The 13,964-nt window shown below is 69.5% G+C and carries 13 protein-coding genes; 9 read left to right on the top strand and 4 right to left on the bottom strand.

The annotated features are described in order from the left end of the window. Positions 1 to 152 precede the first annotated feature (152 nt). The 4 genes from FGL98_RS18270 to FGL98_RS18255 all read left to right on the top strand — a co-directional run bounded on the left by FGL98_RS18270 (position 153) and on the right by FGL98_RS18255 (position 3,878). Positions 153 to 1,217, top strand: a complete 1,065-nt coding sequence (locus tag FGL98_RS18270) for an ABC transporter permease (RefSeq protein ID WP_146319137.1) — start codon at positions 153 to 155, stop codon at positions 1,215 to 1,217. After that, complete coding sequence (locus FGL98_RS18265) at positions 1,214 to 1,912, top strand: ABC transporter ATP-binding protein (protein WP_146319135.1); 699 nt, start codon at positions 1,214 to 1,216, stop codon at positions 1,910 to 1,912. Before FGL98_RS18270 ends, FGL98_RS18265 begins: the two co-directional genes overlap by 4 nt. A 268-nt stretch (positions 1,913 to 2,180) precedes the next feature. Further along, positions 2,181 to 2,849, top strand: a complete 669-nt coding sequence (locus FGL98_RS18260) for a hypothetical protein (RefSeq protein ID WP_222432248.1) — start codon at positions 2,181 to 2,183, stop codon at positions 2,847 to 2,849. Between the two features lie 54 nt (positions 2,850 to 2,903). After that, entirely contained in the window at positions 2,904 to 3,878 is a 975-nt protein-coding gene (locus FGL98_RS18255) for an oxidoreductase (RefSeq protein ID WP_146319131.1), read from the top strand. On the opposite strand, the gene FGL98_RS18250 is transcribed toward FGL98_RS18255, so the two are convergent. The 4 genes from FGL98_RS18250 to FGL98_RS18235 form a co-directional block, all read right to left on the bottom strand. Continuing rightward, positions 3,879 to 4,436: a bacterial proteasome activator family protein gene (locus FGL98_RS18250; protein WP_146319129.1), complete on the bottom strand. Its 558-nt coding sequence runs from the start codon at positions 4,434 to 4,436 to the stop codon at positions 3,879 to 3,881. It lies immediately after the preceding gene. A gap of 104 nt (positions 4,437 to 4,540) precedes the next feature. After that, on the bottom strand, positions 4,541 to 5,518 hold the full coding sequence (locus FGL98_RS18245) for an NAD(P)H-quinone oxidoreductase (RefSeq protein WP_146319127.1): 978 nt from the start codon (positions 5,516 to 5,518) through the stop codon (positions 4,541 to 4,543). Beyond that, positions 5,515 to 6,087 carry a molybdenum cofactor guanylyltransferase gene (gene mobA, locus FGL98_RS18240; RefSeq protein WP_146319125.1) on the bottom strand — a complete coding sequence of 191 codons (573 nt, stop codon included), beginning with the start codon at positions 6,085 to 6,087 and terminating at the stop codon, positions 5,515 to 5,517. Before mobA ends, FGL98_RS18245 begins: the two co-directional genes overlap by 4 nt. A 24-nt stretch (positions 6,088 to 6,111) precedes the next feature. Then, positions 6,112 to 6,873, bottom strand: a complete 762-nt coding sequence (locus tag FGL98_RS18235; RefSeq protein ID WP_146319123.1) for an IclR family transcriptional regulator — start codon at positions 6,871 to 6,873, stop codon at positions 6,112 to 6,114. Between the two features lie 110 nt (positions 6,874 to 6,983). On the opposite strand from FGL98_RS18235, the gene hutH reads away from it, so the two are divergent. Genes hutH through hutI form a run of 5 tightly spaced genes read left to right on the top strand, consistent with a single transcriptional unit; the run spans position 6,984 to position 13,959 of the window. Beyond that, positions 6,984 to 8,537 (top strand): histidine ammonia-lyase, encoded by a 1,554-nt coding sequence (gene hutH / locus FGL98_RS18230; protein ID WP_146319121.1) that lies wholly within the window; start codon positions 6,984 to 6,986, stop codon positions 8,535 to 8,537. Between the two features lie 37 nt (positions 8,538 to 8,574). After that, positions 8,575 to 10,230 carry a urocanate hydratase gene (gene hutU, locus FGL98_RS18225; protein WP_146319119.1) on the top strand — a complete coding sequence of 552 codons (1,656 nt, stop codon included), beginning with the start codon at positions 8,575 to 8,577 and terminating at the stop codon, positions 10,228 to 10,230. A gap of 5 nt (positions 10,231 to 10,235) precedes the next feature. Next, positions 10,236 to 11,462 (top strand): allantoate amidohydrolase, encoded by a 1,227-nt coding sequence (locus FGL98_RS18220; protein WP_246136630.1) that lies wholly within the window; start codon positions 10,236 to 10,238, stop codon positions 11,460 to 11,462. Continuing rightward, complete coding sequence (locus FGL98_RS18215; RefSeq protein ID WP_146319117.1) at positions 11,459 to 12,778, top strand: formimidoylglutamate deiminase; 1,320 nt, start codon at positions 11,459 to 11,461, stop codon at positions 12,776 to 12,778. The genes FGL98_RS18220 and FGL98_RS18215 overlap by 4 nt, the downstream gene beginning before the upstream one ends. Continuing rightward, positions 12,775 to 13,959, top strand: coding sequence for an imidazolonepropionase (gene hutI, locus FGL98_RS18210; RefSeq protein ID WP_146319115.1), 1,185 nt, complete (start codon positions 12,775 to 12,777; stop codon positions 13,957 to 13,959). The genes FGL98_RS18215 and hutI overlap by 4 nt, the downstream gene beginning before the upstream one ends. The last annotated feature ends 5 nt before the right edge of the window (positions 13,960 to 13,964 follow it).

Raw genomic sequence — 13,964 nt, 5'->3', positions numbered from 1 at the left:
GCACGTCCTGCACCCGCATCCATCAAAAGTTGTAGGCGGGCATCCATCACTGGACTCCGCCGGGTTCAACCGTGCGCGCGATGGCATCGGCGCCGAAACAGGGCGTAATGGAGGTGTCTTCAAAAACGACTTCGACGAAAGGAAGTTCGGACGTGTTCCTCGCACTACGTGACCTGCGCTTCGCCAAGGGGCGCTTCGCGTTGATGGGTGCGGTCATCGTGCTGATCAGCCTGCTGGTGGTCATGCTCACCGGCCTCACCGCGGGCCTGGGCGCCCAGAGCACCTCGGCCATCACCTCGCTGCCCGGCGACCGGGTCGCGATGTCCCAGCCCCCGGCCGGCCAAAGCCTGTCGTATACCTCCAGCCACCTGTCGGACGGGGCCGTGGCCGCCGCAAAGCGCCAGCACGGCGTCAAGGCCGCCGCCGAGTTGCAGATCGCGCAGGCCGGTGTGCAAGTGGGTGGCCACGATGTCGCGGCGACCCTCTTCGGTGCCGACCCGGCATCCTTCGTGGCGCCGCACGGGCTGACGGCCAACTCCGTGGTGATCAGTGACGAGCTGGCAAAGAATCAGCACCTCAGCGCGGGCGACGAGGTCGGCATCAATGGGATGAAGTTCACCGTGGCTGCCATCCGCGGGGACTCGTCCTTCAGCCACATGCCCGTCGTGTGGGTGCCCGGTGCCGACTGGGGGAGACTGGTCGGCAACGGCGCCGACAGCTCGGTCCTGGTGCTGAGCACCGGATCCGGCTTCAACTCCGGCGCCTTCGACCACGCGGTCGGAGTGGACAGCATGGCAACCGGGGACTCCCTGTCGGCCATCGGCTCCTACAGCGCGGAGCACGGGTCGCTGACGATGATGCAGGCCATGCTCATGGGCATCAGCGCCCTGGTGATCGGTGCGTTCTTCACGGTCTGGACGATCGGTCGCACCCCGGACCTGGCCGTCCTCAAGGCGATGGGCGCTCGCACCTGGTATCTCGTGCGGGACGCCCTGGGCGAGGCACTGATCCTGCTGGTTGCCGGCGGTGCCCTCGGCACGGCACTGGCCGCCACCATCGGCACCCTGGTCGGTGACAGCGTTCCGTTCGTCGTGGACCTCTCGACCACCGCAGTACCCCTGATCCTCCTGGTTCTGATCGGCATGGTCGGCGCAGCCGCCGCCATCCGCCGGATCAGCACCGTCGACCCCATCACTGCACTAGGAGCCGCGCGATGACTGCTGCACTCACCCTGACCGACATCACGGTCACCTACCCCGACGGCGGACGCACCCTGACCGCCCTGGACAACATCAGCCTGGAGGTGCAGCCCGGCGAGACCATTGCGGTGGTCGGCCCGTCCGGGTCCGGCAAGTCCTCCCTCCTCGCCGTGGCCGGCCTGCTGCTGACACCGAACAGCGGCCGCATCGAGATCGCGGGAGAGGACGTCACTCAGCTGTCCCGCAGCGCCGCTTCGCAGGTGCGGCTGGCCCAGCTCGGACTGGTCTTCCAGCAGTCCAACCTGATCTCGTCGCTGACGGCACGGGAACAGCTTGAGATGGCGGCCAGGCTGCGCGGCGAGAAGGGTCGCGCGGTCCGGCAGCGGGCCGACGAGCTGTTGGACGCGGTGGGCCTGGCCGACGCGGCCGGCCGCCGGCCGCACCAGCTGTCCGGCGGCCAGCGGCAGCGGGTGGGCATCGCCCGGGCGCTGATGAACGACCCGACCCTGCTGTTGGTCGACGAACCGACCTCTGCGCTGGACCATGAGCGAGGCCAGGACATCATCCGCCTCATCACGCGGGTGACCGACGATCGGGGGATCGGCACGGTGGTCGTGACACACGACATGGGTGTTCTGGAGCACGCAAAACGCCTACTGACCCTGGAGGACGGGCAGCTGTCCCACTCGTACGCTGGGGGGCATGGGGGATGAGCGGAAAGGGTTAAGTCGCCGCGCCGTGATGCTGGCGGCGGCCGCAGTGGGTCTGACCGGGTGTGATGTCCGCACCGCTTTCGGAGGCGGCGGTCCGCGTGTTTCGCGGCCGCGAACGCCGACCAGCCCGCCGCCCCCTCCACCCGAGCTGCCCCGCGGAGGGCGGACGATCTTCCCAGGCCACCGACTCTTCGGCTACTGCGGGTCACCCGCGGGGAAGGCGTTGGGGCAGCTGGGCATCGGAGACCTCGACCAGGAGGTCACTACGATGCTGCAGCGCATGCCGGACTGGGCGGCTGGTGAGAAGGTGCTCCCGATGATGGAGCTGATCGCCACGATCGCGCTGGCCGCACCCGGCGCCGACGGGAGATATCGGGGTCGGATTGCCGAGTCCGCCATCGAGACCTGGTTGAAGTGCGCCCGCGCGCACCGCACCATGCTGGTGCTGAACCTCCAGCCCGGGAGGGCCACTTTCCTCGATGAGGTCACGCATTACGAGCGCTGGCTGCGCGAGCCCGACGTAGGGCTGGCGCTCGACCCCGAGTGGGCCGTCGGCCCCGAGCAGGTGCCCGGCAAGGTCTTCGGACACACCACCGGCGACGAGATCAACGAGGTCGCACAGTGGCTGTCCAGGGTGGTGAGGCAGCACGACCTGCCGCAGAAGCCGCTGATCTATCACATCCTGCGACCCTCGATCATCTCCGATGAGGCAGCCCTCACCTCGCACCCGGGCATCGCCCTCGTGAAGTCGGTGGACGGCATCGGCGGTGCCGCCGACAAGGAGCAGACCTACCGGGAGGTCATGCGCGGCACCCCGGCCACGGCGCATGCTGGGTTCAAGCTGTTCTTCCAGGAGGACGCCGCGCAGGGTCCGTTGATGACACCGTCGCAGGTGCTCGCCCTGGTCCCGCGACCGGACTACGTGGTCTACGAGTAACGTCGCAGACGGTGCATGCCGCGACGGTCGTCGCGATGCCGCGAGGAGGTCCAGATGGACGGGCACGCTGCCTACGCCGTGGGTTCGCACGAGTCGAACCACGCTGCCCGCCGGGCTATCGGCCACAGCTGGACCCCGGCGTCGGCGACGAGCCTGCTCGGACGGCGAGTCGTCATCACCGGCGCGACCCGTGGACTCGGGCTGGCAAGCGCAACCGAGCTGGCCACCATGGGCGCTTCTCTGATCCTGGCGGTTCGCGACGAGGTGCACGGCGCCGAGGTTGCCGGTCGTCTGCGAGACGACTATTCGGTCGATGTCGAGGTGGCGCGACTTGACCTTGCGGACCTGGCGACTGTGCGCGAGTTCGCTGCGCGCATGAACGGGCCGATCGACCTGCTCGTCAACAATGCCGGGCTGATGTGGGGGCCGCGCAGAACAACGGTGGACGGTTTCGAGGGGCAGCTCGCCACCAACTATCTCGGCCACTTTGCGCTGACCGGCCTGTTGCTTCCGCGACTTCTGGAAGCACCGGCATCCCGCGTGGTCAGCGTAACGAGTGCACTGCACACCAGTGGTCGATTCGACTTCGACGACATGAACTTCACCCGCCGATACAGCCAGTACGCCGCCTACAGTCGTTCGAAGCTGGCGATGCTGGTCTTCGCACGCGAGCTGGCCCGCCGATCCCAGCGGGCGGGCATCGCCCTGAGCAGCTACGCGGCGCACCCCGGGTATGCCGCGACCGATCTGCAGACGCGCGGCCGAGGCAGCGTGATGACCGGGGTGATGACGCTGGGCAACGTGCTGTTCGCGACGTCCGCCCAGCAGGGTGCGACCCCGATCGTGTGTGCGGCGACGGTGCCCGGACTGCCGAACGGGACGTATGTCGGGCCCAGCCGATGGGGCGGTCTGCGCGGTGCGCCCGGGGTCGCCAGGTCCAGCCCGGCATCACGGGACCTGGACGCAGCACGCCGGCTCTGGGACTACTCACAGGAGGCCACCGGCGTCGAGTTCGGGTTCGGAGGTTAGCTAGAGGTACTGCCCGGTGTGGGAGTCGTCGGACCCACCCGGGTGCGGCTGCGGATGCGCCCCGCTCTGGCCGACAGGAAGTCCGCGGCGCATCGCCTGCAGCTGGGCCTGCGCCGCCATCTGCTGGGCCATGATGGCCGTCTGGATGCCGTGAAAGAGTCCCTCGAGCCAGCCGACGAGCTGCGCCTGCGCGATGCGCAGCTCGGCGTCACTGGGCGCGTCGTCCTTGAACGGCAACGCAATCCGGTCGAGCTCGTCGACCAGCTCCGGTGCCAGACCGTCCTTGAGCTCCTCGATCGAGCGGTGGTGGATGTCGGCCAGCCGCTTGCGGCCGGCGTCATCGAGCGGGGCGTTGCGCACCTCCTCGAGCAGCTGCTTGATCATCGAGCCGATCCGCATCACCTTGGCGGGGTGCTCGACGAGATCTGCGGGGTTGTCGCTGCTCTCCTCGTCGTCCTCGGCGTCGGACGAGGTCGCGACCCCCATACCGTCCTGGCTCACGACGACGAAGCGCTGCTCGTCGTCGGACTGGTTGCTGGTCGAGTCATTGGTGGGCATGACCCCATCCTGCCAAATCGCCCGCCATCGGTCAGTAGGAACCGGCGGGTGCGACGAGGGCCCCACCATTCAGCAAGAACGTGCGGGGAGTGTGATCCAAGCGCTCAGAGCGTCAGCAGCACCTTGCCGATGTGCTTCGAGTCCTTCAGGGCGCGGTGGGCGTCGGCGACATCTTCCATCGGTATGCGGGTGTCGATCACCGGGTGCACGGTGCCCGCCTCGATCATCGGCCAGACATGTTCGCGCACGGCCTCGACGATGGCGGCCTTCTCCGGGAGCGGCCGGGATCGCAGCCCGGCCGCCATCACCGCGGCGCGCTTGCCGAGCAGCTTGGCGATGTTGAGCTCGCCCTTGGCCCCACCCTGCATACCGATGATGACCAGCCGGCCGTCGGTGGCCAGAGCGTCCAGGTTGCGATCCAGGTACTTCGCGCCGATCACGTCCAGGATCACGTCCGCGCCATCGTCGTGCGTCGCCGCGGCCAGCTCCTCGACGAAGTCCTGCTCTCTGTAGTTGATCAGGATGTCGGCGCCGAGACTCATGCACGCCTCGAGCTTCTCGGCCGAACCCGCGGTGACGGCTACGCGCGCGGCCACGGCCTTGGCGAGCTGAATGGCCATCGTGCCGATGCCGCTCGACCCGCCGTGCACGAGCAGCGTCTCGTCCGGTTGCAGCTTTGCACCCAGGAAGACGTTGGACCACACGGTGCACACCACCTCGGGCAGCGCCGCAGCATCGACCAGACTCACGCCGTCGGGGACCGGAAGAACCTGCCCGGCAGGCACGGCCACCTGCTCGGCATACCCGCCGCCGGCCAGCAGAGCGCAGACCTGATCGCCGACGTGCCAGTCGCGGACGTCGTTGCCGACCGCGCTGATCGTGCCGCTGACCTCCAGCCCGGGGATCTCCGACTCACCCGGAGGCGGTGGGTAGAGGCCCTGCCGCTGCATCAGGTCTGCACGATTGACTCCGGTTGCCGCAACCTCGACCACGACCTGCCCCCGCCGAGGCGTCGGGGCGGGCACGTCGGCGAGCGTGAGAGCGGACTCGTCGCCGAAGGACGGCAGGGTGATGGCCTTCATGCGTCCGACACTAGCCGGGTCAGATCCGTAGGCGTATCGACATCTGCCGCCGCCCGGTCGTCGACCGGCACGGAGACGACCGTGAGCGCCTCGAGCACGCGCCGTACCGCCGCTCCGTCCGCGGTCTCGGGCAGGGCCGCGCGCAGAACGGCGGTGTGGTGCAGAGCCAGCAGTGGTTGCCGATGCCCGTGGGAGTCGACGGCGACGGCGGATGCGGGCGCCGGTGCGTCGGCCAGGGCGGCGCGCAGGGCGGCCAGGCCGCGAGCGGCATACGGCATGTCACCGGCGATGACGGCGACCAGCGCCGAGTCGATCCGCTCGAGCGCGGCCGCGATCGCCGCAACGGGGCCGCCGTGCGGGGGATCCTCGCGCATCCAGGTGACCGGCCGCGGTGTCGGGCGCTCGTCGCCCACACAGATGACCGCCAGGTCCGAGGGCAGCTCGCTCAGCAGGTGACCGAGCACGGTCGTTGGCCCGAAGGCGGCGGCGGTCTTGTCCCCGCCCCCGAACCGCCGGGAGGTCCCTCCGCACAGCACGACGCACGTCATGCCGTCGAGGCCCGCGCTCATGTGACCAGTGTGGCAGCCCGGGGATCAGTCGCGGTAGCCAAGGCGGCGGCTGAGCGTGGTCGCCGCGCGCTGCACTTCTTCGACCAGCAGGTCGAAGATGTTGGGGTCCACCTGCTCGTGCGGATACGTGACGGCGACCCCGGCCGACGGGTGACCGTTGTGGTCCAGGACCGCGGCAGCCACCGAGGCGAAACCCTCGGTCACCGAGTCGCGCTCCACGGCATACCCGCGCCGCCGGACCTGAGCGAGCTCGGACCGCAGCGCGCTGAGCGAACTTGGCCCGTGCCCGCCGCGCTGCACGAAGTCGTCGCGTGCGGGATAGAGCGCTCGCACCTGCTGCGGCGGCAGCGCCGCGAGGACGGCCAGGCCGGAGGCGGTCAGCTGGGCCGGCATCCGCACCCCGACATCGGTGACCAGGGATGGTCGGCCCGCCGCTCGTTCCTCGATCACGTAGAGCACGTCGCGTCCGTGCAGCACCACTAGGTGTGCGTTGTGCGTGGTCGCGTCCACCAGCCGTGTCAGCGCAGGTCTGGAGATGCGAGCAAGGGGAGCCTGCCGGGCGTAGGCCGAGCCGAGCTCGAATGCCGCGACGCCCAGACCCCAACGCCGGTCGTCCGCCAGGTGGCTGACGAAGCCGGCATCCCGCAGCACCGTGAGCAGGTGGTACGTCGATGAGCGAGGCAGCCCGAGGGCGCGGGCGATGGACGCGGCAGGCAGCGGCTCGGCATGCCGAGCGAGCAGCTGCAGCAGCGCCAGCGCGTGGGTTGCGGCCGGTGCGTTGCTCATCGTCACTCCAGACAGGGAAGATGTCGGGTCAGGCCCATCTTTACTCATGTCTCAGATCCGAGACAAGAGTGACCTCGGAGGGGCTGTCCGACCACGGTGGAGGGAGTGCAATGGAACACATGAGCACATCAGTCATCGTGGGCGTAGGGCCCCTCAGCTTCGCGGACGTCGTCGCGGTCGCGCGGCACGACGCGACGGTCACCATCGGCGACGAGGCCGCGGACGGCATCCGCCGCAGCCGAGAGGTCATCGAGGCGCTGGCCGACGACACCATCCCGCACTACGGCGTCTCGACCGGGTTCGGTGCCCTGGCGACCAGGCACATCCCGCTGGAGCTGCGCGCGCAGCTGCAGCGCAGCCTGGTCCGCTCGCACGCGGCCGGCTCCGGCCCCGAGGTCGAGCGGGAGGTCGTGCGCGCCACGATGCTGCTGCGGCTGTCCACTCTCGCCACCGGGCACACGGGCGTGCGACTCGACACCGCGCAGGCGTATGCCGAGCTGTTGAACGCCGGCCTGACGCCGATTGTTCACGAGTACGGCTCTCTGGGCTGCTCCGGCGACCTTGCGCCGCTGGCACACTGCGCTCTCGCGGTCATGGGCGAGGGCAAGGTGCGCGACCGCGACGGCGAGCTGCACGTCACCGCGGATGCGCTGACGGCACACGGGATCACGCCGGTCGAGCTCCGCGAGAAGGAGGGTCTTGCCCTCATCAACGGCACCGACGGAATGCTGGGTCAGCTCGTACTCGCGATCACCGACCTGCGCCGGCTGCTGACCACCGCCGACATCACGGCCGCGATGAGCGTCGAGGGCCTGCTCGGCACCGACGATGTCTTCGCAGCCGACCTGCAGGCGATCCGCCCGCACCCCGGCCAGGCAGCCAGCGCAGAGAACATCCGGAAGATCATGGCGGGCAGTCCGATCCGGGAAAGCCACCGCGACCCGCAGGCCTGCACCCGGGTGCAGGACGCCTACTCGCTGCGCTGCTCACCGCAGGTCGCCGGCGGTGCCCGTGACACTGTCGCGCACGCCGCATCCGTCGCGACCATCGAGCTCGCCTCGGCGATCGACAACCCCGTCGTCACCCGCGGCGGCCGAGTTGAGTCCAATGGAAACTTCCACGGGGCGCCGATCGCCTACGTGCTGGACTTCCTGGCGATCGTCACCGCCGACGTGGCGAGCATCAGCGAGCGGCGCACCGATCGCTTCTTGGACAAGGCTCGCAACGCGGGACTGAACCCGTTCCTCGCGGACGACCCGGGAGTCGACTCCGGTCACATGATCGCGCAGTACACGCAGGCGGCGATCGTCTCAGAGCTGAAGCGGCTGGCGAGCCCGGCCAGCGTGGACTCGATCCCGTCCAGCGCGATGCAGGAGGACCACGTGTCCATGGGCTGGTCGGCCGCCCGCAAGCTGCGCCGCTCCATCGACGGGCTGACCCGCGTGCTCGGCATCGAGCTACTCACTGCTGCACGCGGACTGGACCTGCGTGCGCCGCTCGCCCCGGCACCGGCGACCGCGGCCGTGGTCGCTGAGCTCCGCAAGACCACCGCGGGTCCCGGCACCGACCGGCACCTGGCACCCGAGATCGAGTCGGCGGTCCAGCTCGTCGCCACCGGCGAGGCCCTGGCCGCCGTCGAAAGGGTCACCGGACCACTCAACTGAAACTCACCGAATTCCGAACCTGCTGAAGGAGATTGACATGGAAGGCGCTCGCCCCGTCCGTGCACCGCGTGGCACCGAGCTGACTGCTCGCTCCTGGGCCACCGAGGCACCCATGCGGATGCTGATGAACAACCTCGACCCGGAGGTGGCCGAGCGTCCCGACGATCTGGTCGTCTACGGCGGCACCGGTCGCGCTGCGCGCGACTGGAAGTCCTTCGACGCCATGGTGCGGACCCTGCGCACCCTCAAGGGCGACGAGACGATGCTGGTGCAGTCCGGTCGCCCCGTCGGCGTCATGCAGACCCATGAGTGGGCGCCACGAGTGCTCATCGCCAACTCCAACCTTGTGCCGGACTGGGCCAACTGGCCCGAATTCCGCCGCCTGGAGCACCTGGGCCTGACCATGTATGGCCAGATGACCGCCGGTTCCTGGATCTATATCGGCACCCAGGGCATCGTCCAGGGCACCTACGAGACCTTCGCCGCGATCGCGGAGAAGCGCTTCGGTGGCACCCTCGCCGGCACTCTCACGCTGACGGCCGGCTGTGGCGGTATGGGCGGGGCCCAGCCCTTGGCCGTAACCTTGAACGACGGTGCCTGCCTGATCGTGGACGTCGATCGCGATCGTCTGCAGCGTCGGGTCGACAACCGCTATCTCGACGAGGTCGCCGACTCGCTCGACGAGGCCATCGACAAGGCCGTGCAGGCCAAGAATGACAAGCGTGCCTGGTCCGTGGGCGTCGTCGGCAACGCGGCGCAGGTCTTCCCCGAGCTGCTGCGTCGCGGTGTGCCGATCGACATCGTCACCGACCAGACCAGCGCTCACGACCCGCTGTCCTATTTGCCCGAGGGCATCGACCTGGGCGACTGGCACGACTACTCCGAGCGCAAGCCCGAGGAGTTCACCGACCGCGCGCGCGAGTCGATGGCCAAGCACGTGCAGGCCATGGTCGAGTTCCAGGACGGCGGCGCGGAGGTCTTCGACTACGGCAACTCCATCCGCGACGAGGCCCGCCACGGCGGGTATGAGAGAGCGTTCGAGTTCCCGGGGTTCGTCCCTGCCTACATCCGACCGCTCTTCTGCGAGGGCAAGGGCCCGTTCCGATGGGCCGCACTGTCGGGTGACCCCAAGGACATCTACGCGACCGACAAGGCCGTGATGGACCTCTTCCCGGACAACGACCGGCTGCAGAAGTGGATGCGCGGTGCCCGCGAGAAGATCGCGTTCCAGGGGCTGCCCGCCCGCATCTGCTGGCTGGGCTACGGAGAGCGTGACAAGGCCGGGCTCGCGATCAACGACCTGGTCAGAAGCGGTGAGGTCTCCGCACCGATCGTCATCGGTCGGGATCACCTGGACTGCGGCTCGGTCGCCTCGCCCTACCGCGAGACCGAGGCAATGGCAGACGGATCCGATGCCATCGCCGACTGGCCGCTGCTGAACGCGCTCGTCAACACCTCCAGTGGCGCCAGCTGGGTCTCGATCCACCACGGTGGCGGCGTCGGGATCGGCCGGTCCATCCACGCCGGGCAGGTCTCGCTCGCCGACGGCACGGACCTGGCCGCCCAGAAACTTGCCCGGGTGCTCAGCAACGACCCGGGTATGGGAGTCATTCGGCATGTCGACGCCGGATATGACCGCGCCGACGAGGTCGCCGACGAGCGCGGCGTGCGCGTCCCGATGCGCGAGGAGTGAGGCGGATGCCTCTTCCCTCGGCGCTCGTCACCCGCGAGTTCGACCGGATGTGGGACGAGCTCGTGCCAGTCGGCAAGGCGCCGTCCGGCGGTTATCGCCGGTTCGCCTGGACCCGCGATGACCACACGCTGCGCGAGTGGTTCGCGGGTGAGTGCACGTGCCGTGGCCTGGACCTGACCACCGACCGCATGGGCAACCAGTGGGCGTGGTGGGGTGATCCGGATGCGGTGCCCGGACAGGGCCTGGTCATCGGGTCACACCTGGACTCGGTGCCCGACGGTGGCGCCTATGACGGTCCGCTGGGGGTGCTCTCGGCGTTCGCCGTGGTCGACGCGCTGCGAGAGAAGGGGATCACACCGTCCCGGCCGCTCGCCGTCGTCAACTTCGTCGACGAGGAAGGTGCCCGTTTCGGGGTCGCCTGCGCCGGGTCGCGCGTGATCACCGGAGCTCTCGACGCGGATCGGGCACGCGGGCTGGTCGACAGCGAGGGATTGACGATGGCCGAGGCGTTGGCCGCCGCCGGTCGCTCGGCAGAAGACTTGGGCAGGGACGACGAGACGCTGCGGCGCATCGGATGTTATGTCGAACTGCACGTCGAGCAGGGTCGCGCCATGGCGGACCTGGACCCGGACACCTCGGCCGTCGCGATCGGCACCGACATCTGGCCGCACGGGCGCTGGCGGCTCGATCTGCCCGGCGTGGCCAACCACGCGGGCACGACGCGGCTGGTGGATCGGTCGGACGCCACCCTGCTCGCGGCCGAGCTCGTGCTCGCGGCACGGGCGGAGGCCATGCGACACCGGACGGTCGCGACGGTGGGCAAGTTGCGGCTGGAACCCGGTGGTGTCAACGCGATTGCCTCACATGCCACGGCGTGGCTCGACGCTCGCGGGCCTGTCGAGGAGGACGTTCGCGCCACCGTCTCGGCGCTCTCCGACGAGACGGCACAGCATGGCGGCACGGTGACAGAGGAGTCGTGGACGGGCACAACGCCGTTCGACGAGGGACTGATCGGTCGCCTGCGCGGTATCCTCGGCGCCGAAGTGCCGCTGCTCGGCACCGGCGCCGGTCACGATGCGGGGATCCTGTCGAATGTCGGCATCCCCACGGCCATGCTCTTCGTGCGCAACCCGACCGGTGTGTCGCACTCCCCGGCGGAGTTCGCTGAGCAGGATGACTGCCATCGCGGCGTCTCTGCTCTCACCGACGTCGTGGAAGGCCTGCTGTCGTGACGACCTACTGGGCGCAGCACGCAACGCTGCGTGGTGGGGTGGCCCCTGGCGTGACCTTGGAGGTGATGGACGGTCGCTTCACCCGGATCGACACCCACACGAATCCGGGAGCGGCGCAGCGTCTTTCGGGGATCGCACTTCCCGGGCTGGCCAACTGCCACAGCCACGCTTTTCACCGGGCGCTGCGCGGGCGCACACACCACGAGGGCGGCACGTTCTGGACCTGGCGCAAGGGGATGTATGCCGTGGCGAGCCGGCTGGACCCGGACCGTTACCTCGCGCTCGCCCGGGCCACCTACGCGGAGATGGCACTGGCCGGGATCACCGCGGTGGGGGAGTTCCACTACCTGCACCACCAGGTGGACGGCACGGCCTACGCCGACGCGAACGTCATGGGCGAAGCGCTGCGACAGGCCGCGGCGGAAGCCGGCGTGCGGCTCACGCTGCTCGACACCTGTTACGTCTCAGGCGGGCTCGATGAGGCCGGTCACCTCGAGATAGCGGACGAGCAGCGGCGGTTCTCCGACGGCGACGCCGATGGGTGGGCCCGTCGCTGGCACGATCTGAAGCCGGACGCGAACACCGCGATCGGCGCGGCCATCCACTCGGTGCGCGCCGTGCCCCGGGACCAGATGCGGACGGTCGTGACGGCGGCCGAGGGCGGGCCGCTGCATCTCCACCTGTCGGAGCAACCGGCCGAGAACCAGGCTTGCCGGCAGCACTACGGATGCACCCCGACCCAGCTGCTGCGCGACGTCGGCGCGCTCGGCGCGCACACCACCGCAGTGCACGCGACCCACCTGACCGACGACGACATCGCGCTGCTCGGCGGCACGCGCACCACCTGCTGCTTCTGCCCGACCACGGAACGGGACCTGGCCGACGGAATCGGGCCGGCGCGGGCGCTGCTCGACGCCGGCAGCCCGCTGAGCCTCGGCTCCGACCAGCATGCGGTGATCGACCTGATCGAGGAGGCCCGAGCGCTCGAGATGCACGAGCGACTGAGTACCCTGACCCGTGGCCGGCTGGACCACGACGCGCTGCTCACGGCCGCCACCGACCACCGGTCCATCGGCTGGTCGGACGCCGGTGCGCTGGAGGTCGGCGCACGAGCGGACCTCGTGACCGTCCGGAGCGACTCTCCCCGCACGGCAGGTGCCGCACCCGAGCAGATCCTGTATGCCGCGTCGGGCGCCGACGTCGACACGGTCATCCGCGACGGTGAGGTGGTCGTGCAGGACGGCCGGCACCGCCTCGGTGATGTCGGGGCGCTGCTCGCGCGGGCCATCGCACCACTTTGGGAGGACGCCACATGAGTGCAACACTTGTCACCGGCATCGCCGAGCTCGTAACCAACGACCCGGCCCGCGAACGGGGGCTGCTCGGTATCGTCGAAGATGCGGCCATCGTGCTCGACGACGACCGGGTGAACTGGATCGGATCGGCGCACGACGCCCCGGATGCCGACGACCACCTCGACCTCGCAGGCCGTGCGGTGCTGCCCGGATTCGTCGACAGCCACTCGCATCTGGTGTTCGCCGGCGACCGCAGCGCCGAGTTCGCGGCCCGCATGACCGGCACCCCGTACGACGGAGGCGGGATCGCCGTGACCCGCGAGGCGACGCGCGCGGCCTCCGACGACGAGCTGCGGGCACTGGTGGCCGCCCGGGTGCAGGAGATGGCCGCGCTGGGTACGACCACCATAGAGATCAAGAGCGGCTACGGCCTGAGCATCGGCGAGGAGGTGCGTGCGCTGCGGATCGCCAGAGAGTTCACCGCAGACACGACCTATCTGGGCGCGCACGTGGTTCCGCCTGAGCACCGGGGCGACCGCGCGGCATACGTCGACCTGTGCAGCGGTGCGATGCTTGAGGCCTGCGCTCCTCATGCACGCTGGATCGACGTGTTCTGCGAGCCGCACAGCGAGTTCGCATTCACCAAGGACGAGGCCCGGCAGATCCTGACAGCCGGCCGGGAGCGTGATCTGCTGCTGCGGCTGCACGGCAACCAGCTCGGGCACGGTCCCGGTGTGCAGCTGGCCGTCGAGCTGGGCGCGGCGAGCGTCGACCACTGCACCTACCTGTCGGATGCGGACGTGGATGCCCTCGCCGGTTCGGACACTGTGGCGACGCTGCTGCCGGGCGTGGAGTTCTCGACCCGCTCGCCCTACCCCGACGCCCGCCGGCTGGTCGACGCCGGCGTCGACGTCGCGCTGGCCAGCGACTGCAACCCCGGTACCTGCTACTCCAGCTCGATGCCGCTGATGGTGGCGCTCGCGGTCCGCGAGATGGGGATGTCGCCGGAGGAGGCAGTGTATGCCGCAACCGCCGGGTCGGCACGCTCCTTGCGTCGCGAGGACATCGGCGGCATTCGCCCTGGCACGTCCGTCCAGCATCTGGCGGTCTTGTCCGCGCCGTCCTACCGGCACCTGGCCTACCGCGCCGGCATGCCGATCGCGCAGCGGTTCGATCTGGCGGGGTTGCGACTGGCACACTGATCCGA

The organism is Leekyejoonella antrihumi, assembly GCF_007845645.1.
GTDB lineage: Bacteria > Actinomycetota > Actinomycetes > Actinomycetales > Dermatophilaceae > Leekyejoonella > Leekyejoonella antrihumi.
This window is presented reverse-complemented; position numbering and strand designations above follow the sequence as displayed.